Genomic DNA, 23,224 nt, shown 5'->3' on the forward strand with positions numbered 1-23,224 from the left:
AACGCCGGGAAGCTTTATCAAGCCCGACTCTTTTAATCTTTCAAGGAGCAAAGAATGCTTATTCTAACTCGTCGAGTTGGTGAAACCCTCATGATCGGTGATGAGGTGACTGTAACGGTACTGGGCGTCAAAGGTAACCAGGTCCGCATTGGTGTTAACGCACCAAAAGAAGTGTCTGTGCATCGCGAAGAGATTTATCAGCGCATCCAGGCCGAAAAAACGCAACAAACCAACGTTTGACAGATTCAGCGTCTCGCACCTGTGCGAGACGCTACCCTTTGTTCCCACCGTCTCGCTTTTTCTTTTTCCTCGTTATCTACCCTTTTTGTTAACTTCATCATCTTTGATTGTTGATTATTCACTCTTTTTGCGGTCATTTTGTCCCAATTGCCTGTCATTTGTGCAAACGGAAAAAACCTTCCGAAAAATTGTTTGACTTATAAGTGCGGGAAAGTAATATGTGCGCCACGCAGTGCCGATGAGCAGAAACAAGTTCAGAAGCGCAGTTCGGAAGAACGCGTAAGGTGAGGTGGCCGAGAGGCTGAAGGCGCTCCCCTGCTAAGGGAGTATACGGTCAAAAGCTGTATCGAGGGTTCGAATCCCTCCCTCACCGCCATTTCCGATGCATCCGTAGCTCAGCTGGATAGAGTACTCGGCTACGAACCGAGCGGTCGGAGGTTCGAATCCTCCCGGATGCACCATATCGTTGAATATGGATATGTTGATGTCAGGCGAAGCGCCGCAGAAAACATTGTCGGAACAGAGTTGTAAAGTGAATTAGCAATTCCTTCATGGTGAGTCGTTAGCACCCTGCGTTGTACAAGAATTTCATAATGCATCCGTAGCTCAGCTGGATAGAGTACTCGGCTACGAACCGAGCGGTCGGAGGTTCGAATCCTCCCGGATGCACCATACTTTTCGGTATGGACGTGTATTCCTGGTCTGTAAGACATAGTCGATTTGTCAGGCAGAGCCAGGGAGGATAACGTTGCTTCAGCAACGGCCCGAAGGGCGAGGCGTCAGCCGAATAATCCTCCCGGATGCACCATTCTTCGTATTATCCCCAGGTTGATTTCTGCCAGTCCATAAAAGATTACCTATGCATCCGTAGCTCAGCTGGATAGAGTACTCGGCTACGAACCGAGCGGTCGGAGGTTCGAATCCTCCCGGATGCACCATATTCTGTAGTGCTAAAGCGAAACCTCTCTGTCATGGTCCGGTGTCATCACAGCGAACACCAGGGAGGATAACGTTGCTTCAGCAACGGCCCGAAGGGCGAGGCGTCAGCCGAGTCATCCTCCCGGATGCACCATTCTTCGTATTACCCTCAGGTTGATTTCTGCCAGTCCATAAAAGCTTTCCTGTGCATCCGTAGCTCAGCTGGATAGAGTACTCGGCTACGAACCGAGCGGTCGGAGGTTCGAATCCTCCCGGATGCACCATATTTTTCGGTATGGACGTGTATTCCTGGTCTGTAAGACATAGTCGATTTGTCAGGCAGAGCCAGGGAGGATAACGTTGCTTCAGCAACGGCCCGAAGGGCAAGGCGTCAGCCGAGTCATCCTTACGCAGGCACTGTCTTGCGAATCTTCTGGCCGAAATCCCCCGCATATGACCTGTGAAGCCATCGTGTTATCAGGCGCAGGACAACACTGTTCGTTCTCTCTGTTTACTCAGACGATCTGAGAACGCCTCACCTGAATGCCCTCAAACCACACCTGTGTCGCGCAAGCTTCGGTTTATGCGGCCTGAACGCGTTCGGGCTTTAAGGCGTGAGCGTAGTCGCGATCTTGTGCCAGAATCACATTGATTGTGGTGATACATTTTCTGCTGAACATTGTTAATCCTTGATAACATTCCTGGCATAGCGCTTACCTTCTGCATCGCTGCTAAAATCACAGGGAATTCGCGACCTTACAGGCTTTCCAACCCGATCACCTTTATCTGAAAACTAAAATAGCTAATGCTTTCAAAGCATTTGCTGTTCATCCCGCCTGGCGACAACCTACGCACATTCAGCTAAAGTAATGGCTCATTTGTTGGAGGTCCTCAGTGACAATCTACGATCAATACGACGCCCTGATTTTCGATATGGACGGTACTATTCTTGATACTGAACCGACACATCGAAAAGCGTGGCGTCAGGTGCTGTCACGCTATGGCCTGGCGTTCGATGAAGCGCGCGTAACGGCGTTCAACGGTGCGCCCTCATGGCAACTGGCGAAGTTCATTATTGAAACCAATAATTCAGATCGCGATCCTTATTTGCTCGCCGCTGAAAAAACGGCAGCGGTAAAAGCGATGCTGCTGGATAACGTGCAGCCGCTTCCGCTCATGGAGGTCGTCAAGGCGTACTATGGTCGCCGCCCTTTGGCTGTGGGTACAGGTAGTGAGCACGCTATGGCTGATGCGCTGCTCAGCCAGTTGGGTGTCAGAGATCTCTTTTCTGCTGTGGTGGGGGCCGACGACGTGCAGCGTCACAAGCCTGAGCCCGATACCTTTCTACGCTGTGCTGCGCTGATGGGCATCGCGCCAGAGCGCTGTGTGGTGTTCGAAGACGCTGATTTTGGCGTGCAGGCAGCGAAGGCCGCAGGGATGGCCGTGGTTGATGTTCGCCTGCTGTGAGCGAAACACTGGCTTATGTGTCTTTATTGAGTAGCAGCTTTCTCAGTGCGACGTTACTTCCGGGTAGCTCAGAGGCGCTGTTAGTTGCACTACTGATCGCGAAAAGCGCATCAGTTTATGGGTTGATTTTAGTCGCATCGTTAGGGAATACCCTGGGTGGCTTGACCAACATAATTTTGGGTCGCTTATTGCCGTTAAAACGTCAGGGGCGATGGCATGAGACAGCGATGACGTGGTTGCAACGGCTGGGGCCGGCAGCACTGTTGTTAAGTTGGCTACCGGTTGTAGGCGATCTGCTCTGCGTTCTTGCAGGTTGGTTACGCTTTGGCTGGTTGCCCTCGATACTGTTTCTGGCTATCGGTAAAACGCTGCGTTATATCGTTATTGCGACCGCCACATTACAGGGCATGGAATGGTGGCATTGATTCGTACTGATTCGGGGCTAGGGTTAACACTATGCTGAACAAAAATAAATTATTCACACAGCGGGAGGTTAATGTGATCCCCGACGTATCAAAAGCGTTATCCTGGCTGGAAGCGCATCCTGATGCACTTAAAGGCATTGGCCGTGGCATTGAACGTGAAACGCTGCGTGTGCAGCCAGATGGTCATCTTGCGACGACCGCGCATCCAGAGTCACTGGGGTCGGCGCTTAAGCATGACTGGATCACCACCGACTTTGCTGAAACGCTGCTGGAGTTTATTACCCCGGTTGATCACAGCATCGATCACATGCTGGCGTTTTTGCGTGACGTTCATCGTCATGTTGCCCGCGAACTCGGTGAAGAGCGCATGTGGCCTTTCAGCATGCCTTGCCTGATTGAAGATGCGGATAAAATTACGCTGGCACAATACGGCAAATCCAATATCGGTCGTATGAAAACCCTTTACCGTCAGGGATTAAAGAACCGCTATGGTGCGTTGATGCAAACCATCTCCGGTATCCATTACAACTTCTCGCTGCCGCTGTCCTTCTGGCAGGCCTGGGCGGACGTAAAAGATTATGAAAGCGGTAAAGAAACCATATCTGCCGGTTATCTGCGGCTGATCCGCAACTACTATCGTTTTGGCTGGATCATCCCTTATCTGTTTGGCGCATCGCCTGCAATTTGTTCCAGTTTCCTGCAGGGCAGCGAGAGCGCACTGCCGTTTGACACCGATAATAAAGGTACGCTCTGGCTCCCCTATGCCACTTCGCTGCGTCTGAGTGACCTGGGCTATACCAATAAGTCGCAGAGCTCGCTGGGTATTACCTTTAACTCTCTTGAGGGTTATGTCAGCGCCCTGAAAAAAGCGATTAAAACGCCTTCTGAAGACTTCGTGAAGATGGGCACGCGGGATGCAGACGGAAACTGGTTGCAGCTGAACACTAACGTCCTGCAGATTGAGAATGAGCTCTATGCGCCGATTCGTCCCAAGCGCGTTACCCGATCCGGTGAAGCGCCTTCCGATGCCCTGCAACGTGGCGGCATCGAGTACATCGAAGTGCGCTCAATGGACATTAACCCTTTCTCGCCCATCGGGGTGGATGAAAACCAGGTGCGGTTCCTGGATCTGTTCCTGATTTGGTGCACGCTGGCAGATGCGCCAGAGATGAGCTCTGATGAATTGCAGTGCAGTCGGCAGAACTGGAATCGCGTGGTGCTGGAAGGGCGCAAACCCGATCTGAAAATTGCAGTCGGCTGCGGTGAAGCAGAGTATTCACTGGTCGAGGTCGGCAAGACACTGTTTGCTGATTTGCGCCGCGTTGCGGAAGCGCTGGACAGCAATCAAGGCACAACAGAATATCAGCAAGTCTGTGACGAACTGGTAGCATCCTTCGACGATCCTGAGCTAACCTATTCGGCGCGTATTCTTAAAGCCATGAAAGAAAGCGGCGTGACGGGAACGGGCATCGCTCTGGCAGAGCAGTATCAGCAGTTGCTGGTTAACGAGCCACTGGAAGTGCTCAAGCCGGAAGACTTTGCGCGTCAGGCACAGGCGTCCGTTGCCGCGCAGCAGCAGCTTGAAGCGAATGATACGTTAGATTTTGAAACCTATCTGGCTGGCCGGGAAGGGTAGAAAAGAAAAAGGCCACATCAATGTGGCCAAATTAACATCTCTGTTGTCAGGGATGGATGATAACAAATGCGCGTCTTTCATATATTCAGACGCTGGGCGATCGGAAAAGTTTCATCGTTCTCAAAAAATTTTTCAGACCAAGAGGTGACGTATGCCATTACTGGATAGTTTTACTGTTGATCACACCATCATGGCCGCGCCCGCAGTGCGTGTAGCAAAAACCATGAAGACTCCCCATGGCGATACGATTACTGTTTTTGACCTGCGTTTTTGTCGCCCCAATATCGACATTCTGACTGAACGTGGGATCCACACGCTTGAGCATTTGTTCGCGGGCTTTATGCGTAACCATCTCAACGGTAACGGCGTAGAGATTGTTGATATTTCACCTATGGGTTGCCGCACAGGCTTCTACATGAGCCTGATTGGTACACCAGACGAGCAACGTGTGGCACAAGCCTGGAAAGGCGCGATGGAAGACGTGCTGAAGGTGAAAGATCAGAACCAGATTCCAGAGCTCAACGAATATCAGTGTGGCAGCTATAAACTGCATTCTCTGGATGAAGCTCAGCAAATTGCCCGCAACGTGCTGGCGCAGGAGATCGGTGTTAACCACAATGACGATCTGAAACTGCCTGCCGAAAAACTGAAAGAGCTGCACATCTAGTCAGTTAGGTTAGTCCGGACAGTAAAACGCCGCACATTAGCGGCGTTTTTTTATAACAGCGCCTGCATGACGACGGCGGGCTTTTCAAAAACCTGCGGGTCAGGCGAAAAAAACCGCCTTGCAATGAACTGCACCCAAAAAGTTGGACACCCAACTGAGTAAGGTGCAGTTTTTTATGAGCATCAGGATCCTACGGATTGCTTGAGCGGTGTCTGTGGTGTGATGCGAACCTGCTTAATCATATTGTCCTGCACATCCAGAATATCAACATCATAGTGATTCACCTGAACGCGCGTGTTCACTGTTGGAATCTCTTCCAGTGCTTCCAGTAACATACCGTTGATGGTACGCGCTTCCTGCTCAGGCAGTTGCCAGTTGAAGGCTTTATTGATCTCACGAATATTCGCGCTACCTTCAATCAGCACGGAGCCATCATTTTGCGGCATCACTTCTTCAGCCAGCGACGGAGACATTGAGGTCGTGAAATCACCCACAATCTCCTCCAGAATGTCCTCTATCGAAATCAGGCCTTTGATATCGCCGTACTCATCCACGACCAGACCGGTCTTTTTCTTGTTGCGCTGAAATTTCACCAACTGAACGTTGAGCGGCGTGCCTTCGGGAATGTAGTAGATCTCATCGGCGGCACGCAGCAGCATCTCTTTCGTAAACTCTTTTTTCTCGGTCATCATGCGCCAGGCTTCGCGCACCCGCAGCATCCCTACACAATCATCCAGCGAATCACGGAACAGGACAATGCGACCGTGCGGTGAATGGCTTAACTGACGGATGACTGATTTCCAGTCATCGTTGATGTTAATACCAACAATCTCGTTACGCGGCACCATAATGTCGTCCACACTGACCTTTTCAAGGTCCAGTACAGATAACAACATATCCTGATTGCGGCGCGACATGTGCGTACGCGATTCGTAAACGATGGTACGCAACTCTTCTTTACTGAGTGCTGAACTGATCGCACCATCCGCCCGGATGCCCACCAGTCGCATCAGCAGTCGGGTAATGGTGTTAAGCAACCACACCAGGGGCAGCATGATGTATTGCAGCGGACCGAGCAGAAAGCTACTGGGGTAAGCGACTTTTTCTGGATAAAGTGCAGCAACCGTTTTGGGCAGCACTTCTGCAAACACCAGTACAACAAATGTCAGGATACCGGTCGCGATCGCGACACCGGCATCGCCATACAAACGCATCCCTACGATAGTACCAATGGCGGACGCCAGAATATTGACCAGGTTATTACCGATAAGGACCAGGCTGATGAGGCGATCCGGGCGCTTTAACAATTTTTCGACGCGGCGGGCTGCGCGATGGCCATGTTTAGCCTGATGGCGCAGTTTATAACGATTGAGCGTCATCATGCCGGTTTCAGAGCCTGAAAAATAGGCTGAAACCAACACCATAATGATGAGTGTGACAATCAACGTCGTGGTCGAAACATGTTCCACCGCAAAACTTCCTTTTATTAAGAACTGTGAATGAGCAGGTGTTGCAGTACGCGACTGCCAAAGTACGCCATCGTGAGCAGCGCTGCGCCGCCGCAGTTAAACCACACTACGCGGCGACCACGCCAGCCTTCATGATAGTGGCCCCAGAGCAGAACGATGTAGACAAACCAGGCAATAATCGACAGCACGGCCTTATCTACGTTTTCGGCGCTGAACAGGTCATGCATATAAAACAGGCCGGTACACAGCACCAGCGTCAGTAACACAACGCCAACCTGGGTGATGTGAAACATTTTACGTTCAATGGTCAGCAGCGGTGGCATGTCCTGAGTGAAAGCCAGTTTTTTGTTCTTAAGCTGGTAATCAATCCACGCAAGCTGCAACGCGTACAACGCCGCGATGATGAGCGTTGCATAGGCAAACAGCGACAGCCCGATATGAATCATAATGCCGGGCGTGGTTTCAAGGTGCGTAATAAACGCATTCGGGACAAAAGTGGCAAAGGCCAGGTTAATTAATGCAAAGCTGTAAACAATTGGCAGCAGTAGCCAGCCACGATTTCGGGAGGCAACAATGGTCATGATTGCACAAATCAGCAGGCTGACCAGAGAGCCGATATTCAACAGGCTGAGATTTTGCCCGCCATCAACGGCAAAGATACGCTGCTGCAGGGCGACAGCGTGCGTGACTAACGCCACACAGGCCGACAGCACAGCTAACCTGCGCCAGCCGCTTTGACGCTTCAACAGGCTGGGGATGATGAGTGCAAGGCTCAGGGAGTAGGCGAACAGCGCCACAATCGCGAAAACGGACATAGTTCCTTTCAGGCATCAGTCAGATAAAGGAAAAGGGCAGTATAGCGCCAGCCGCAGCAGGCTCCAAACGATCTAAGGTGGAATTGATGAGGAACTGAGGTGGAAGTGAAGAGATCGCCTCGGCTTCGTGTTATAATCCGCCGCATTCTGCCGGTATGGTGCCTCGCGATTTTTTTTAAGTGAGAGACAATGTTTGACAATTTAACCGATCGTTTGTCGCAAACTCTGCGCAATATCAGCGGCCGCGGAAGGCTGACTGAAGACAACATTAAAGATACGCTGCGCGAAGTGCGCATGGCGCTGCTGGAAGCTGACGTTGCGCTGCCGGTGGTGCGTGACTTCATTAATCGCGTCAAAGAGAGCGCGGTAGGCCACGACGTCAACAAAAGCCTGACGCCGGGCCAGGAATTTATCAAAATTGTCCGTAACGAACTGGTTACGGCGATGGGCGCAGAAAACAACGCGCTGGATCTTGCCGCACAGCCGCCGGCCGTTGTGCTGATGGCCGGTCTGCAGGGTGCGGGTAAAACCACCAGTGTCGGTAAGCTGGGTAAATTTCTGCGTGAAAAGCACAAGAAAAAAGTGCTGGTGGTATCTGCTGACGTTTATCGCCCGGCGGCGATCAAACAGCTTGAGACACTGGCACAGCAGGTCGGTGTGGATTTTTGCCCCTCGGATCTGAGCCAGAAGCCCGTTGATATCGTCAACAACGCGCTGCGTGAAGCCAAACTCAAGTTTTATGACGTATTGCTGGTCGATACCGCGGGTCGTCTGCACGTAGACGAAGCGATGATGGACGAGATTAAACAGGTTCACGCCGCAATTAATCCGGTAGAAACCCTGTTTGTCGTGGATGCCATGACCGGTCAGGATGCGGCGAATACCGCCAAAGCCTTTAATGAAGCGCTGCCGCTGACAGGGGTTATTCTGACGAAGGTGGATGGCGATGCACGTGGTGGTGCTGCCCTGTCTATTCGCCATATCACCGGCAAGCCGATCAAATTTATGGGGATGGGCGAGAAGACCGATGCGCTGGAAGCTTTTTATCCTGACCGCATTGCCTCGCGTATTCTTGGCATGGGCGACGTGCTGTCGCTTATTGAAGATATCGAAAGTAAAGTTGACCGCGCGCAAGCGGAAAAACTGGCGAAGAAACTGAAAACCGGCGACGGTTTTGATCTCAATGACTTCCTTGAGCAGTTAAAGCAGATGCGTAACATGGGCGGTATGGCGAGCCTGATGGGCAAGCTGCCGGGCATGGGGCAACTGCCAGACAACGTGAAATCGCAGATGGATGACAAAGTGCTGGTGCGCATGGAAGCCATCATCAATTCGATGACACGCAAAGAGCGTGAAAAACCAGAAATTATCAAAGGTTCGCGCAAGCGCCGCATCGCTACCGGCTCGGGCATGCAGGTGCAGGACGTTAACCGCTTATTAAAGCAGTTCGACGACATGCAGCGGATGATGAAGAAAATGAAGAAGGGCGGAATGGCGAAAATGATGCGCGGCATGAAAGGTATGATGCCGCCAGGTTTCCCAGGACGCTAAGGGGTTCCACAAAAAAGCCTGGGATTACTCGGTTTAGGTTGCTTTTTGCGCCAAAATGAGTAAAATTTTCGGGCTTTTTATACAGCACCCGGACCCCGTTCCTCGATGGGGGCCGGGTGTTTTATTAACTGAAGAGGATGTTATGGTAACAATTCGTTTGGCACGTCACGGCGCTAAAAAGCGTCCGTTCTATCAGGTCGTCGTCACTGACAGCCGCAATGCACGCAACGGTCGCTTCATCGAGCGCGTAGGTTTCTTCAACCCGATCGCATCTGGTCAGGCAGAAGGTCTGCGTCTGGATCTGGATCGTATCGAGCACTGGGTTGGCCAGGGCGCAACGCTTTCTGATCGCGTTAACGCGCTGATCAAAGAAGCAAAGAAAGCAGCTTAATCTGTCACGGTGGTGAGCATGAGCAGACAACTTGCCGCACAGGCACCTGTTAACCCGATTGTTTTGGGGAAAATGGGTGCGGCATACGGCATTCGCGGCTGGCTCAAAGTGTTTTCCTCCACTGAAGACGCTGAAAGTATCTTTGACTACCAACCCTGGTTTATCCAGCGCGCCGGTAAATGGCAGCAGGTGGAACTGGATGGTTGGAAGCACCACAATCAGGACCTGATCATCAAAGTCAAAGGCATTGACGATCGGGATGCGGCGGCACAGTTGACCAATTGCGAAATTCAGGTCGACTCGACGCAGCTGCCTGCGCTGGATAACGGTGAGTACTACTGGAAAGACCTGATGGGTTGCAAGGTAGTCAACGTTGAAGGCTACGAACTGGGTAAAGTCGTCGATATGATGGAAACCGGTTCGAACGACGTTCTCGTCGTGAAGGCAAACCTGAAAGATGCGTTTGGTGTACAGGAGCGGTTAATTCCGTTTCTTGATGAACAGGTTATCAAGAAAGTCGATCTCTCTACTGGCCTTATTGAAGTAGATTGGGATCCTGGTTTTTGATCTCCGAATCAAACGGTAACGTAACGGCGAAGACAATGTGGATTGGTGTAATTAGCCTGTTTCCAGAAATGTTTCGCGCTATTACCGATTACGGGGTAACTGGCCGGGCAGTAAAAAATGGCCTGCTCAGCGTTCAAAGCTGGAGTCCACGTGACTTCACGCACGACCGGCACCGTACTGTGGACGATCGTCCTTATGGTGGCGGACCGGGAATGCTGATGATGGTACAACCTTTACGGGATGCCATCTCCGCAGCGAAAGCAGCGGCGGGAGAGGGTGCCAGGGTGATATATCTTTCACCTCAGGGCCGCAAACTTGACCAACAGGGCGTTTGCGAACTGGCATCACGAGACAAGCTCATCCTTGTCTGTGGTCGCTATGAAGGGATTGATGAGCGCGTAATCCAGACCGAAATTGATGAAGAATGGTCAATCGGTGATTACGTTCTCAGCGGCGGGGAACTGCCAGCAATGACGATGATTGACGCGGTTGCCCGGTTCATTCCGGGAGTACTCGGCAAACAGGCGTCAGCCGATGAGGATTCGTTCTCTGACGGATTGCTGGATTGTCCGCACTATACCCGACCTGAAGTGTTAGAAGGGATGGACGTTCCGCCAGTTTTGCTGTCGGGCAACCATGCCGATATTCGCCAGTGGCGCCTGAAACAGTCGCTAGGCCGTACCTGGCTAAGAAGACCTGAACTTCTGGAAAACCTGGCTCTGACTGAAGAGCAAGCAAGGTTGCTTAAGGCGTTCCAACAGGAACACCAGCAACAAAACGATGATGCGGAAGAGTGATCTTCCCTGACTATCAGTTTACCCAGGATAAGAGATTTAATTATGAGCAACATTATTAAGCAAATTGAACAAGAGCAGATGAAACAGGACGTACCTTCCTTCCGTCCGGGTGATACCGTGGAAGTGAAAGTATGGGTCGTTGAAGGTTCTAAAAAACGTCTGCAGGCATTCGAGGGCGTGGTTATCGCTATTCGTAACCGCGGTCTGCACTCTGCATTCACTGTTCGCAAAATTTCTAACGGCGAAGGCGTTGAGCGTGTCTTCCAGACTCACTCTCCGGTAATTGACAGCATCGCTGTTAAACGTCGTGGCGCTGTGCGTAAAGCCAAACTGTACTACCTGCGTGAGCGTACTGGTAAGTCTGCTCGTATCAAAGAGCGTCTTAACTAAGGTATCGCTAACGCGACATCTAAAAGTTAATAGCAAACAAGGGGTTGGCAATGTGCCAGCCCCTTTTTTATGCCAGTGCCTACAAAATGCCTACGCCGAATGTTTGCCGTCATCTGCAGGCAAAGTGTGCCAGACCAAAGCGCTGTCTCACATAAAGGAAAACCTGTCGGAACAGAACAGGTATCTTTGCGATGCTGTGCATGCCAACCGCCGGGATGCTGCGTAACGCAATCTGCTCGTCATCGGACACAACCGATTATTCTCTTATTCAATCTCATTGCCCTAAGGACAGGTTTTGAAAGACGTCGTTTTTTTAGTTTCCGGCTTTATATTTTCGCTCGCCTCATTCTATTCAGCCCGATATGCACTTGAAGGCAACAAGCATAAGTGGCTTTGCCGCTGCCTGACCGCAGTCTGGGTAAGCATGGGATTCGTGTTGTTTCCCCTTTTTCTTGCGCTGGGGTTGTATGGTCCGGCCCTTATCTTTGTGGCGGCTAACGTGATCCTTGTTTGGGCAGGCCGCGAACACAAAAAGGAACTGGCACGTAAGAACAAAACGTCCACGGCGGTGACGGCGCATGTGCCCCTGGTCGAGGTTGATATGCCCTGGCTGAGTCTAAAAGAGATCGGCTTCAGCTATTTTGACTACGAGGGTAAGGTGGCTTACCGGCGCGTGGATGTGGAGTCCTGCGATGGGATGTTTATCAAAGGCTATTGTCATTTCCACAGAGAGATGCGCGCATTCGAACTGGTCCGGATCGAATCCGGCATTATCATTCTGCGTAATACCGGGAAAACCATAGACGTTAACAGCTGGCTTGTCGCTTATGTTGAGGCCTACGACCGCTGAGTACGATCTCATGCCTTTTCATGAGGGGCGCTGGAAATGATAGATCGCCGCGTTGACCGGCCCGCTGTCTAAAACAATTAAACCATAACGGTAATCGATAAAGCGCCCGCCACTCTTTTCCGCTACACGTCTGCTGGCGAAGTTATTCTCCACCGCCAGCAGTTCTATTGTCTGTACATCCGGGCGCGCAAAGCCAAATTCCAGTAACAGCTTTACCGCTTGCGTGGCAACACCCTGACATTGCGCGTCACTGCGAACCCAGTACCCCAAAGCGCAAAACTCTCCCGGTTTTTTAGCAAAGCGAAAGCCTGCACCACCTAACAGGCGGTTCTGGGCATCCACGATGGCAAATTCTTCCGCTTCTTTAAGTGCGCGTTGTAAGTGTGTAAAGCGAATCCAGCTTTCGGCTTCATCCGGCTGATAATCCGGATGCGCCCAACTCATCCAGGGCAATAACGTATCCAAAGAGTCATTAACGGCTACGGTGAAGGCCTCAATATCGCTTAGATCAAAAGGACGCAGGCGAATGGCTGCGGTGGTCTGGATCATGTTTTCGTCCTTGTCAGTTAACGTATCAATATTAACAGGGGGATTTCGGTGGTGGAACAGATGTTGTGTATATTTATATTTACACAATGGCAGCCTGACTGATTGTGTTTTTATTTTTTTAATTCATTGATATTAAATGTATTTTGTTGATTTTTTCAGGTTTTTTATTTTTGATGGTAAATAAAGTGTACATAAGGGATTGTCGAGTGTACTCATTATGATACAGTTTCATCTCTCCTCCATGAGGATCCCGTGACCGCATAAATGAGTGTAAAGGACAGGACGATGCAAAAAGACGCGTTAAACAATGTTCATATCGCCAATGAGCAGGTGTTGATTACTCCCGAAGAGCTTAAAACGAAATTCCCGTTGAGCAATGCGCAGCAGGCGCAAATCGCCGCCTCGCGCCAGACAATTGCGGATATCATTGCAGGCCGTGATTCCCGCCTGTTAGTGGTTTGTGGCCCATGCTCAATTCACGATACAGAAGCGGCTCTGGATTATGCGCGTCGTCTGCAAAGCCTCTCTGAGCAGGTGAAAGATCGCCTGTACCTTGTTATGCGCGTCTACTTTGAGAAACCCCGCACGACCGTTGGCTGGAAGGGGTTAATTAACGATCCTTACATGGATAACTCATTTGATATGGAAGCGGGTTTGCACATTGCCCGTGAGTTGCTGGTGAATCTTGTCGATATGGGCTTGCCGTTAGCGACGGAAGCGCTGGATCCAAACAGCCCGCAATATTTGGGCGATCTGTTTAGCTGGTCGGCGATTGGCGCACGCACGACGGAATCACAAACCCACCGTGAAATGGCTTCAGGCCTGTCAATGCCGGTGGGCTTTAAAAACGGTACCGACGGCAGCCTGGGTACGGCGATAAATGCCATGCGCGCGGCGGCAATGCCTCATCGGTTTGTGGGTATCAATCAGTCAGGCCAGGTTTGCCTGTTGCAAACACAGGGAAATCCTGACGGACACGTTATTTTACGCGGCGGCAAAGCACCAAACTACAGTCCGGAAGACGTGGCACAATGTGAAACGGCCATGCTTAAAGCGGGACTCCGCCCGGCCTTAATGATAGATTGCAGCCACGGTAACTCTGATAAAGACTACCGCCGTCAGCCTGGCGTCGCGCAATCGGCCATCGATCAGATCAAGAAAGGCAACCGTTCGATTATTGGCCTGATGCTGGAAAGCCACATTAGTGAAGGCAATCAGTCTTCCGAGCAGCCGCGCAGTGAGATGAAGTACGGCGTCTCTGTTACCGATGCCTGCATCAACTGGAACGTCACCGAGGCGTTACTGCGCGAAATGCATGATGAGCTAAACGAGGTTCTGTCGGCGCGTCTTTCACACGAGGTGTAGTGGGCAATGGTGGCTGAATTAACGGCATTACGCGAACAAATTGATACGGTAGATAAAGCACTGCTGGATCTACTGGCAAAACGTCTGGAACTGGTAGCGGAAGTCGGCGAAGTTAAAAGCCGCCATGGTTTGCCAATCTATGTTCCGGAGCGGGAAGCTTCTATGCTGGCGTCCCGTCGCAAAGAGGCAGAAGCGCTGGGCGTGCCTGGCGATCTGATTGAAGACGTATTGCGCCGCGTCATGCGAGAATCCTATACCAGCGAAAATGATAAAGGGTTTAAAACCCTGCGTCCCGAGTTACGTCCGGTGGTGATCGTCGGCGGTAATGGCCAGATGGGACGCCTGTTTAATAAAATGCTGACGCTGTCGGGCTACCAGGTAAAAACGCTGGATAAAGATGACTGGGATCGGGCGGAAACGCTGTTCAGCGATGCCGGTATGGTGATCATCAGCGTGCCTATCCATCTGACCGAGCAGGTGATTCAACAACTCCCTGCGCTGCCGGATGACTGTATCCTGGTGGATCTGGCGTCCGTCAAGAATCGCCCCCTACAGGCGATGCTGGCGGCGCATCAGGGACCGGTACTCGGTCTGCATCCTATGTTCGGGCCGGACAGCGGCAGTCTTGCCAAGCAGGTTGTGGTCTGGTGCGATGGGCGGCAGCCGGAAGCCTATCAGTGGTTTCTGGAGCAGATACAGGTCTGGGGAGCGCGCCTGCATCGCATTGGGGCAGAAGAACACGACCAGAACATGGCATTTATCCAGGCGCTGCGCCATTTCGCGACTTTTGCTTATGGCCTTCACCTGGCTGAAGAGAATGTCAATCTTGATCAGCTCCTGGCTTTGTCCTCGCCCATTTACCGGCTTGAGCTGGCAATGGTGGGGCGCCTGTTTGCACAGGATCCGCAGCTGTATGCGGATATCATTATGTCGTCTGAAAATAACCTGAACCTTATCAAACGTTATTATCAGCGCTTTGGTGAAGCCATTGCCCTGCTGGAACAAGGTGACAAAAACGCCTTTATTGCCAGCTTCAACCGGGTAGAAGAGTGGTTTGGCGATCACGCCAAACGCTTTTTGGTTGAGAGCCGAAGCCTGCTGCGCTCGGCGAACGACAGCCGGCCATAAGCTAAAAAGGCATCCAGTTGGATGCCTTTTTACTGATTACTTGTCGGGTTCAACGGGAATAATATTTTCGCTGGGGTAACAGCCAAGTACTTTTAACGAACGCGTCATTGCCCTCAGCTCTTCTAATGCCTGCTGCATCTTTTGAGACTGCAGATTGCCCTGCACATCCAGATAAAACATCTCTTCCCACGGGTTACCGTTGATAGGCCGGGATTCCAGTTTGCTCATAATCAGGTTGTGCTGGCGCAAGACCAACAGTGCGTCAACCAGTGCACCCGCCTGCTGGCCGGTTGCCATGATCAGCGTCGTTTTCGCCGAAATCTGATCGGATACTTCGATGGGCTTACGGGCCAGGACAATAAAGCGTGTGTGATTCTGCTGTTGGTTGGCCAGATTACGCTCCAGCACCTGTAACTGATACAGTTCGCCACCGGCTTCGCTACCGATCGCCGCGACCTTAGGTGAGTTGAGCGCGGCCACTTTTTCCATGGCAGCGGCGGTGCTTTCGGTGTAGACAATCTTCCAGTGCGGGAAGCGGTTAATGAAGTGGCTGGTCTGCTGAAAAGGCTGCGGATGGCTGTAGACCGTTTCAATCTGTTCCAGGTCGCTCTGGCTACTGACCAACATGCAGTGCTCAATCGGAAGCGTCAGTTCCCCTACGATAGAGAGGTTGGTCTGTTGCAGCAGGTCGTACACATCGTTGATTGAACCGGAGCTGGTATTCTCGATCGGTAAGACGGCGTAATCCGCCGCGTTATTCTCCACCTGTTTGATAATGTCATGAAATTTCAGGCAACCGCATTCAACCATGTTACTGAAATGACGCGCGGCATACTGACGGGCAGCCAGATGAGAGTAAGAGCCTTTCGGGCCCAAGAAGGCGATGCGGGCCGCATGAGCATGCGTATGGTTGAGGTTTTTTTGCAGCAAGGCCTGCTGAGTCAGAACCGAATCTTCAATCACTAACTGAAACAGGCGGGTAATGTAGTGCGCATCCAACTGATGTTTTTTACCCAGTACGATGAGGTGCTCAATCAGTGCGCGTTCACGTTCGACGTCGCGGACAGGGCGGTGCGTTGCCAGCTTCGCCTTTGCAACCTCGACGGCCAGCAAACGCCGTTCAGCGAGTAACGTCAGTAGTTTTTCATCAACGGCGCTGATTTTATCACGCAGTGCCAGAAGCGGATTGTCCGGGGTCATAAGGCTCACCTGTAAGCTATCCAATAAAAAAGCCTCCCGGTTGGGAGGCTTTGTTGTTCGTCTTCGCTTTCTTTTTACACGACGAATGGCCTCCCAGTCAGGGGAAGGTAAAAAAGAAAGCGAAGAAAAACGACAGTGTTTTCATGACAGGTTCCAAAAATAAGCTGTTCTGAGAGTAACCGCACAGATGAAAAGCTGTCAACAAAAAACGCGCCCGTAGGCGCGTCAGGAAGGTGAGGACAAAACTTACTCTTCGGCGGCGGGGGTAAAGTCTTTAACGCTGGTGGCCGCGCGGCGCGCTTCAGATTTGTGCTGCACTTTATTAAGTTGGCGCTCGAGTTTTCCTATCAGATCGTTGATAGCAGTGTACATATCGTCATGTTTGGCACTGGCGACCAGTGTACCGTTTGGCGTATTAATCGTGGCGTCTGCCACAAACTCTTTGGATTCTTTCGACAGAACGATATGCGGGTTAATCAGGTCGGTTTGCCACTTTTCTAACTTGGCGAGACGGTCTTCGACGTGTTCACGGATGGCTGGAGTAATTTCCATTTGCTTACTGGTAATATTCACGATCATTATGCTTACCTCTCTGTGATTGCCGTCTGAATGGATCCAGCATAGCGCGATATCTCTGTAGATGTGTGATTTTGATCACAAAAAAATGTCACTTTTTGTCAACTACAGCAAATTGTGAGAAAGGGCGAGAATGTGGCCGAAAAGCCTTGAAGCTAACGCCTTATCAAGGCATTCTTGATAAGTTAGCTCAACAGGTAAATCAACATTTTGCCTGTTTTATGCGCATAAAAAAGCAGCCTCCAGGGCTGCTTTTTTTGTGGCTCAACGCGCGAACGTCTCAGTCGTTGTTTGCTGCGATAATTTTTGCGACTTTATCCGCCTCGGCGTTCAGTTGCAACTGGCGATAGGCGTTTTCCATCAGCGGTAACGCATCGTGCGTCGCCTGCGTGTCCGGATAATCGCGCATCATGCCTTCAACACGGTTAACAACCGCGACATAGGCCCCACGCTTGGTATAGAATTGCGCCACTGAAAGCTCATATTTTGACAAACGGTCTTTCAGATAGACCTGACGTTTATAGGCATCGGCTGCATATTGGCTGTTTGGATAGCTGCTCAGCAGCTGTGCAAAGTCGCGGAATGCATCACGAGCATGGGTAGGATCGCGATCGGAACGGTCGATGCCGAAAAAGCCCTGCAATGCCGAATCATCCAGCGCCATATCCGTCAGCCCTTTCATATAGATGACGTAATCGATATTAGGATGCGTAGGATTTAAACGCATAAAGCGGCTGATGGCAGCCTGCGCCATCGGCAGATCGGCATTTTTATAGTACGCGTAGATCAAATCCAACTGAACCTGCTGCGAATAGGGACCGAATGGGTAACGATTATCCAGCGCTTCCAGTTGCTTAATCGCCGCTTTAAAGTTACCGTCCTGCAGCTTTTGTTGCGCTGTAGCATAGATTTCAGAAGGCGGGTTGTCCGGTACCGCGTCATTTGAGCCGGAACAACCAACAAGTGCCAGGCTCAGTGTGGCTGCAGCCACCAGATATTTCATACGCGTCATGACGAAGTGATTATCCTCAAAATGTTATGGCGGAAGCTGTCCGTATAGCTCCCGGTAATGACCAGGTACGATAGCACATTATATTAAACGGCATCGCCGTAAAACCCAACGTTAACGAAGAAGCTGTATATGGCACAACAAGTTCAACTCACCGCAACGGTATCCGAATCACAACTCGGACAACGTTTAGATCAAACTTTGGCGGAATTGTTCCCTGATTATTCACGTTCCCGCATAAAAGAGTGGATCCTTAACCAGCGCGTCAGTGTCAACGGCACTGTGACTGATAAGCCGAAAGAAAAAGTGCTCGGCGGCGAGCGCGTGACCATCGATGCTGAGATCGAAGAAGAGCAGCGCTGGGAACCCCAAAATATCCCGCTGGATATCGTCTACGAAGATGAAGATATCATTGTCATCAATAAACCACGTGACTTTGTGGTGCATCCGGGCGCGGGCAATCCTGATGGCACCGTACTCAATGCGCTGCTGCATCACTATCCCGCCATTGCCGATGTGCCGCGCGCGGGCATCGTTCATCGCCTGGACAAAGATACAACCGGGCTGATGGTCGTGGCGAAAACCGTCCCGGCGCAAACGCACCTTGTCGACGCCCTTCAGCGCCGTGAAATTACACGTGAATATGAAGCGGTCGCCATCGGTACGATGACTGCTGGCGGCACGGTCGATGAACCGATTAGCCGTCACTCGACTAAACGTACGCATATGTCCGTGCATCCCATGGGGAAACCGGCTGTCACTCACTATCGCATCATGGAGCATTTCCGTGCTCATACGCGGTTGCGTCTGCGCCTGGAAACCGGCCGTACGCACCAGATCCGTGTGCATATGTCGCATATTAATCACCCTCTGGTGGGCGACCCGCTTTACGGTGGCCGTCCGCGTCCGCCAAAAGGCGCATCGGAAGACTTTATTACCACGCTGCGCGGATTTGATCGCCAGGCGCTGCATGCGACGATGCTCCGGCTTTACCATCCTATCTCTGGGATTGAGATGGAATTCCATGCCGCGATACCTCAGGACATGATTGATCTGATTGATGCGCTGAAAGCGGATACAGAGATGTTCAAGGATCAGCTGGACTGGCTATGAGCCTGATTATTCCACAATGGCCGGCACCCGATCGGGTGCGTGCCGTCTCAACGTTACGGCAGGGCGGCGTGAGCGAGGGGAACTGGCGTTCGCTTAATCTCGGCAGCCATGTCGGTGACAAGCTGCATCATGTGGCAGCCAACCGTGAGCGGCTGATAGCGCTTGCGGCGTTGCCCGCGATGCCGCAGTGGCTGGAGCAGGTTCATTCAACCGACGTTGCCTGCCTGAGCGCAGGGGGAACCGCGCCGCGACAGGCAGATGCTTGTATTACGCGGGAAACGGGCGTGGTATGTGCAATCATGACGGCTGACTGCCTGCCTGTGCTGTTTTGTTCGGATGACGGCCGTGAAGTTGCTGCGGCTCATGCAGGATGGCGCGGGCTGTGTGGCGGCGTACTGGAAAATACCCTGGCACAGTTTCAGGCTGCGCCCGGCAATATTCACGCCTGGCTCGGGCCGGCCATTGGTCCTGATGCGTTCGAAGTCGGTGCAGAAGTGCGTCGCGCGTTTATGAATCACGATCCTGAGGCAGCTGCCGCTTTTCGTCCGGCGGGGGAAAAATTCTACGCGGATATCTGGCTACTGGCCCGTCAGCGGCTCCATGCTGCAGGCGTGAAATCAGTGAGTGCGGATTCACGTTGTACCTTTAGCGAGCAGGACGATTTTTTCTCCTATCGTCGGGATGGCATCACCGGCCGTATGGCAACTTTAATTTGGCTGTTATAGTCTTAGCCCGTAAGACGATCCAGACAGAGCGTTTTTTAGTCCTTTTTCAGGTCATTAACCTTGAATATTTGAGGAATGACCTCATTTTAATCTCCAGTAGCATTTGACCTGTAATGGGAGGAATTATGCGTCTGGATCGTCTTACTAATAAATTTCAACTCGCTCTGTCCGACGCGCAGTCTTTGGCTTTAGGACACGATAACCAGTTTATTGAACCCTTGCACCTGATGAGCGCGTTGCTCAAGCAGGAAGGGAGTTCCGTTGCGCCCCTGTTGTCCTCAGCCGGTACTGACGTAGCATCGTTACGTACGCAAATTGATCAGGCTATTGACCGTTTGCCGCAGGTAGAAGGCAGCGGCGGAGATGTGCAGCCATCATCCGACCTGATCCGAGTGCTTAACCTGTGCGATAAGCTGGCACAGAAGCGCAACGACAACTTTATCTCATCAGAATTATTTGTTTTGGCAGCCCTGGATTCACGTGGCTCGCTGGCGGACATATTGAAATCCGCAGGCGTCACCAACGAAAAGCTCACCAAAGCGATTGAACAACTTCGTGGAGGCGACAACGTGAACGATCAGGGTGCTGAAGATCAGCGTCAGGCTTTAAAGAAATATACGATCGATCTCACCGAGCGCGCCGAGAAAGGCAAGCTCGATCCGGTGATTGGGCGTGATGAAGAGATTCGCCGTACCATCCAGGTACTGCAACGTCGTACTAAAAACAACCCCGTGTTGATTGGTGAGCCCGGCGTAGGTAAAACCGCCATCGTCGAAGGGCTGGCGCAGCGCATTATCAATGGTGAAGTGCCGGAAGGGCTGAAAGGCCGCCGTGTGCTGGCACTGGATATGGGCGCGCTGGTGGCAGGGGCTAAATACCGTGGTGAATTCGAAGAGCGTCTGAAAGGCGTGCTCAGCGACCTGTCTAAGCAGGAAGGCAACGTCATTCTGTTTATTGATGAGCTGCATACCATGGTGGGCGCGGGTAAAGCAGATGGTGCAATGGACGCCGGCAATATGCTGAAACCTGCGCTGGCGCGCGGCGAGTTACACTGTGTCGGCGCTACCACGCTGGACGAATATCGCCAGTATATCGAGAAAGACGCAGCGCTGGAGCGCCGTTTCCAGAAAGTGTTTGTGGCAGAGCCCAGCGTTGAAGATACCATCGCGATTTTGCGGGGTTTGAAAGAGCGTTATGAGTTGCACCATCATGTGCAGATCACTGACCCGGCTATCGTCGCGGCAGCAACGCTTTCTCATCGCTACATAGCCGATCGCCAGTTGCCAGATAAGGCGATTGACTTGATTGATGAGGCGGCATCCAGTATCCGTATGCAGATTGACTCCAAGCCGGAAGCACTGGATCGTCTGGAGCGCCGTATTATTCAGCTGAAGCTGGAACAGCAGGCGTTGAAGAAAGAATCTGATGATGCCAGCGTCAAACGTCTGGATATGCTGGAAGCCGAGCTCAACCAGAAAGAGCGTGAATATGCCGAGCTGGAAGAAGAGTGGAAAGCGGAAAAGGCCTCGTTGACCGGCACGCAGAATATCAAAGCGGAGCTGGAGCAGGCGCGCCTTACCCTTGAGCAGGCACGTCGCTCAGGCGATCTGGCACAGATGTCTGAACTGCAGTACGGCAAGATCCCGGCGCTGGAGAAACAGCTGGCTTCCGCTACACAGTCTGAAGGCAAGACGATGAAGCTGCTGCGTAACCGCGTAACGGACGTTGAGATTGCCGATGTTCTGGCGCGCTGGACCGGTATTCCGGTCGCCCGGATGATGGAAGGGGAGCGCGACAAACTTCTGCGTATGGAGCAGGAACTGCATTCACGAGTCATCGGACAGGATGAAGCGGTTGAAGCGGTTTCCAATGCCATTCGCCGTAGCCGCGCAGGTCTGGCCGATCCTAATCGTCCTGTCGGGTCGTTCCTGTTCCTGGGCCCAACAGGTGTGGGTAAAACGGAACTGTGTAAATCACTGGCTAACTTCCTGTTCGACAGTGACGATGCGATGGTTCGTATCGACATGTCAGAATTTATGGAAAAACATTCTGTGTCACGGCTGGTGGGCGCACCTCCGGGTTATGTCGGCTATGAAGAGGGCGGCTATCTGACTGAAGCGGTTCGCCGTCGTCCTTATTCTGTGATCCTGTTAGATGAAATCGAGAAGGCGCATCCCGATGTCTTCAATATTTTGCTGCAGGTTCTGGATGATGGCCGGTTGACGGACGGACAAGGGCGCACCGTTGATTTCCGCAATACGGTCGTGATCATGACCTCTAACCTGGGCTCAGATTTAATTCAGGAACGTTTCGGCAATCTGAATTATCCCGAGATGAAAAATCTGGTGATGGGCGTAGTGGGTCAACATTTCCGTCCAGAGTTCGTGAACCGTATTGACGAGGTAGTGGTGTTCCATCCGCTGGGTGAGAAACACATTGCGTCTATTGCACAGATTCAACTGCAGCGGCTGTACAAACGTCTGGAAGACCGAGGCTATCAGCTGCATATCTCTGATGCGGCGATCAAACTGTTGGGCGAAAACGGTTATGACCCGGTTTACGGTGCGCGTCCACTGAAACGCGCTATCCAGCAGCAGATAGAAAACCCACTGGCACAGCAGATTCTTTCTGGTGAGCTGGTCCCGGGCAAAGTGATAGAGATGGACGTAAAAGACGATGTCATTACTGCCCACCAGTAAAGGCATATTTATTAAAAACGGGCGTTACGCCCGTTTTTTGTACGCGTAATCTGTGGTTTTGGCTTTTTTTAAAGCGTATTGCCTGGAAAGTAATCACTCGAAAGATTTATTTGAATTAGCGCTTGTCAGTCTAAAATATTTGCCTATAATGCGCCTCCACTGACACGGCACAACGGCTTACGTAACGCGGTGTTCAGCAGGAGGCTCCCAGGAGTTTCCGCCGGAGAAAAACTTCTGAAAAAGAGGTTGACTCTGAAGGAGGAAAGCGTAATATACGCCACCTCGCGACAGGCGGTTAACCCGCTGTTCGCACTGCTCTTTAACAATTTATCAGACAATCTGTGTGGGCACTCGCAGGATTGATATCAGCGTCTCCGGACGTAAAAAATATCAAAGCCTCACGAGTGAACACATAATGAAATTCATTATGACGTTTTACAGATGAGCACCGCTGGACTTGTTTCAGCAAATCAAACTTTAAATTGAAGAGTTTGATCATGGCTCAGATTGAACGCTGGCGGCAGGCCTAACACATGCAAGTCGGACGGTAGCACAGAGAGCTTGCTCTCGGGTGACGAGTGGCGGACGGGTGAGTAATGTCTGGGGATCTGCCCGATAGAGGGGGATAACCACTGGAAACGGTGGCTAATACCGCATAACGTCGCAAGACCAAAGAG

Annotated in this window: 23 protein-coding genes, 5 tRNA genes, 1 rRNA gene and 1 other annotated feature; of the genes, 22 read left to right on the plus strand and 7 right to left on the minus strand. The window is 51.6% G+C overall.

The window, feature by feature from the left end; translation table 11 throughout:
• Positions 1 to 54: 54 nt before the first annotated feature.
• The 10 genes from csrA (at position 55) to luxS (ending at position 5,353) form a co-directional block, all read left to right on the plus strand.
• Positions 55 to 240, plus strand: coding sequence for a carbon storage regulator CsrA (csrA, locus tag ACPXSQ_RS14180; protein ID WP_006120718.1), 186 nt, complete (start codon positions 55 to 57; stop codon positions 238 to 240).
• A gap of 283 nt (positions 241 to 523) precedes the next feature.
• Positions 524 to 616: transfer RNA gene (locus ACPXSQ_RS14185), tRNA-Ser, on the plus strand.
• 8 nt (positions 617 to 624) lie between these two features.
• Positions 625 to 701, plus strand: a tRNA-Arg gene (locus tag ACPXSQ_RS14190).
• 134 nt (positions 702 to 835) lie between these two features.
• Positions 836 to 912, plus strand: a tRNA-Arg gene (locus ACPXSQ_RS14195).
• A gap of 189 nt (positions 913 to 1,101) precedes the next feature.
• Positions 1,102 to 1,178, plus strand: a tRNA-Arg gene (locus tag ACPXSQ_RS14200).
• A 187-nt stretch (positions 1,179 to 1,365) separates the two neighbouring features.
• Positions 1,366 to 1,442: transfer RNA gene (locus tag ACPXSQ_RS14205), tRNA-Arg, on the plus strand.
• Positions 1,443 to 2,058: 616 nt separating this feature from the next.
• Positions 2,059 to 2,625, plus strand: coding sequence for a fructose-1-phosphate/6-phosphogluconate phosphatase (yqaB, locus tag ACPXSQ_RS14210; RefSeq protein WP_024471530.1), 567 nt, complete (start codon positions 2,059 to 2,061; stop codon positions 2,623 to 2,625).
• Positions 2,622 to 3,050 carry a YqaA family protein gene (locus ACPXSQ_RS14215; protein WP_013026901.1) on the plus strand — a complete coding sequence of 143 codons (429 nt, stop codon included), beginning with the start codon at positions 2,622 to 2,624 and terminating at the stop codon, positions 3,048 to 3,050. Before yqaB ends, ACPXSQ_RS14215 begins: the two co-directional genes overlap by 4 nt.
• Positions 3,051 to 3,081: 31 nt before the next feature.
• The gene (gene gshA, locus ACPXSQ_RS14220; protein ID WP_014594418.1) at positions 3,082 to 4,686 is read left to right on the plus strand and encodes a glutamate--cysteine ligase; all 1,605 of its coding nucleotides are present in this window, start codon (positions 3,082 to 3,084) and stop codon (positions 4,684 to 4,686) included.
• A gap of 151 nt (positions 4,687 to 4,837) precedes the next feature.
• Positions 4,838 to 5,353, plus strand: a complete 516-nt coding sequence (luxS, locus tag ACPXSQ_RS14225; protein ID WP_013026899.1) for an S-ribosylhomocysteine lyase — start codon at positions 4,838 to 4,840, stop codon at positions 5,351 to 5,353.
• A 182-nt stretch (positions 5,354 to 5,535) separates the two neighbouring features.
• On the opposite strand, the gene ACPXSQ_RS14230 is transcribed toward luxS, so the two are convergent.
• Positions 5,536 to 6,822, minus strand: a complete 1,287-nt coding sequence (locus tag ACPXSQ_RS14230) for an HlyC/CorC family transporter (RefSeq protein ID WP_013026898.1) — start codon at positions 6,820 to 6,822, stop codon at positions 5,536 to 5,538.
• 17 nt (positions 6,823 to 6,839) lie between these two features.
• Positions 6,840 to 7,637 carry a cytochrome C assembly family protein gene (locus ACPXSQ_RS14235; protein ID WP_013026897.1) on the minus strand — a complete coding sequence of 266 codons (798 nt, stop codon included), beginning with the start codon at positions 7,635 to 7,637 and terminating at the stop codon, positions 6,840 to 6,842.
• 189 nt (positions 7,638 to 7,826) lie between these two features.
• Between ACPXSQ_RS14235 and ffh the strand changes: the two genes are divergently transcribed.
• The 6 genes from ffh (at position 7,827) to ACPXSQ_RS14265 (ending at position 12,183) form a co-directional block, all read left to right on the plus strand.
• On the plus strand, positions 7,827 to 9,188 hold the full coding sequence (gene ffh, locus ACPXSQ_RS14240) for a signal recognition particle protein (protein WP_013026896.1): 1,362 nt from the start codon (positions 7,827 to 7,829) through the stop codon (positions 9,186 to 9,188).
• A gap of 142 nt (positions 9,189 to 9,330) precedes the next feature.
• Complete coding sequence (rpsP, locus tag ACPXSQ_RS14245; RefSeq protein ID WP_007893313.1) at positions 9,331 to 9,579, plus strand: 30S ribosomal protein S16; 249 nt, start codon at positions 9,331 to 9,333, stop codon at positions 9,577 to 9,579.
• An 18-nt stretch (positions 9,580 to 9,597) separates the two neighbouring features.
• Positions 9,598 to 10,146: a ribosome maturation factor RimM gene (rimM, locus tag ACPXSQ_RS14250; protein ID WP_014594416.1), complete on the plus strand. Its 549-nt coding sequence runs from the start codon at positions 9,598 to 9,600 to the stop codon at positions 10,144 to 10,146.
• 35 nt (positions 10,147 to 10,181) lie between these two features.
• The gene (trmD, locus tag ACPXSQ_RS14255) at positions 10,182 to 10,943 is read left to right on the plus strand and encodes a tRNA (guanosine(37)-N1)-methyltransferase TrmD (protein ID WP_019104713.1); all 762 of its coding nucleotides are present in this window, start codon (positions 10,182 to 10,184) and stop codon (positions 10,941 to 10,943) included.
• A gap of 42 nt (positions 10,944 to 10,985) precedes the next feature.
• A complete protein-coding gene (gene rplS, locus ACPXSQ_RS14260; RefSeq protein ID WP_013026892.1) occupies positions 10,986 to 11,333 on the plus strand; it encodes a 50S ribosomal protein L19 in 348 nt (115 codons plus the stop codon).
• Positions 11,334 to 11,628: 295 nt separating this feature from the next.
• Positions 11,629 to 12,183 (plus strand): hypothetical protein, encoded by a 555-nt coding sequence (locus ACPXSQ_RS14265; protein ID WP_019104712.1) that lies wholly within the window; start codon positions 11,629 to 11,631, stop codon positions 12,181 to 12,183.
• 18 nt (positions 12,184 to 12,201) lie between these two features.
• Here the strand turns inward: ACPXSQ_RS14265 and ACPXSQ_RS14270 are convergent, their stop codons facing one another.
• Entirely contained in the window at positions 12,202 to 12,732 is a 531-nt protein-coding gene (locus tag ACPXSQ_RS14270) for a GNAT family N-acetyltransferase (RefSeq protein WP_013026890.1), read from the minus strand.
• A 285-nt stretch (positions 12,733 to 13,017) separates the two neighbouring features.
• Here ACPXSQ_RS14270 and ACPXSQ_RS14275 point away from each other — a divergent pair, with 285 nt between their 5' ends.
• Positions 13,018 to 14,097: a 3-deoxy-7-phosphoheptulonate synthase gene (locus ACPXSQ_RS14275; RefSeq protein ID WP_014605181.1), complete on the plus strand. Its 1,080-nt coding sequence runs from the start codon at positions 13,018 to 13,020 to the stop codon at positions 14,095 to 14,097.
• A 6-nt stretch (positions 14,098 to 14,103) separates the two neighbouring features.
• The gene (gene tyrA / locus ACPXSQ_RS14280) at positions 14,104 to 15,225 is read left to right on the plus strand and encodes a bifunctional chorismate mutase/prephenate dehydrogenase (protein WP_014594413.1); all 1,122 of its coding nucleotides are present in this window, start codon (positions 14,104 to 14,106) and stop codon (positions 15,223 to 15,225) included.
• A 36-nt stretch (positions 15,226 to 15,261) separates the two neighbouring features.
• On the opposite strand, the gene pheA is transcribed toward tyrA, so the two are convergent.
• The 4 genes from pheA to bamD form a co-directional block, all read right to left on the minus strand.
• Positions 15,262 to 16,425, minus strand: coding sequence for a bifunctional chorismate mutase/prephenate dehydratase (gene pheA / locus ACPXSQ_RS14285; protein WP_019104711.1), 1,164 nt, complete (start codon positions 16,423 to 16,425; stop codon positions 15,262 to 15,264).
• A gap of 22 nt (positions 16,426 to 16,447) precedes the next feature.
• Positions 16,448 to 16,571: a sequence feature (Phe leader region), on the minus strand.
• Entirely contained in the window at positions 16,523 to 16,570 is a 48-nt protein-coding gene (locus tag ACPXSQ_RS14290) for a hypothetical protein (RefSeq protein ID WP_193372328.1), read from the minus strand. Its footprint overlaps the feature before it by 48 nt.
• A 100-nt stretch (positions 16,572 to 16,671) precedes the next feature.
• Positions 16,672 to 17,004 (minus strand): ribosome-associated translation inhibitor RaiA, encoded by a 333-nt coding sequence (gene raiA, locus ACPXSQ_RS14295; RefSeq protein ID WP_013026886.1) that lies wholly within the window; start codon positions 17,002 to 17,004, stop codon positions 16,672 to 16,674.
• 277 nt (positions 17,005 to 17,281) lie between these two features.
• Positions 17,282 to 18,013, minus strand: a complete 732-nt coding sequence (gene bamD / locus ACPXSQ_RS14300; RefSeq protein WP_426144114.1) for an outer membrane protein assembly factor BamD — start codon at positions 18,011 to 18,013, stop codon at positions 17,282 to 17,284.
• Positions 18,014 to 18,142: 129 nt separating this feature from the next.
• Here bamD and rluD point away from each other — a divergent pair, with 129 nt between their 5' ends.
• The 4 genes from rluD to ACPXSQ_RS14320 all read left to right on the plus strand — a co-directional run.
• Positions 18,143 to 19,123 carry a 23S rRNA pseudouridine(1911/1915/1917) synthase RluD gene (gene rluD, locus ACPXSQ_RS14305; RefSeq protein WP_013026884.1) on the plus strand — a complete coding sequence of 327 codons (981 nt, stop codon included), beginning with the start codon at positions 18,143 to 18,145 and terminating at the stop codon, positions 19,121 to 19,123.
• On the plus strand, positions 19,120 to 19,848 hold the full coding sequence (yfiH, locus tag ACPXSQ_RS14310; RefSeq protein ID WP_028715714.1) for a purine nucleoside phosphorylase YfiH: 729 nt from the start codon (positions 19,120 to 19,122) through the stop codon (positions 19,846 to 19,848). The genes rluD and yfiH overlap by 4 nt, the downstream gene beginning before the upstream one ends.
• Before the next feature lie 125 nt (positions 19,849 to 19,973).
• A complete protein-coding gene (clpB, locus tag ACPXSQ_RS14315; RefSeq protein ID WP_022623083.1) occupies positions 19,974 to 22,547 on the plus strand; it encodes an ATP-dependent chaperone ClpB in 2,574 nt (857 codons plus the stop codon).
• 479 nt (positions 22,548 to 23,026) lie between these two features.
• A 16S ribosomal RNA gene (locus tag ACPXSQ_RS14320) occupies positions 23,027 to 23,224 on the plus strand; the annotation flags it as partial.

This window comes from Pantoea sp. EEL5, from assembly GCF_049892805.1.
GTDB lineage: Bacteria > Pseudomonadota > Gammaproteobacteria > Enterobacterales > Enterobacteriaceae > Pantoea > Pantoea ananatis.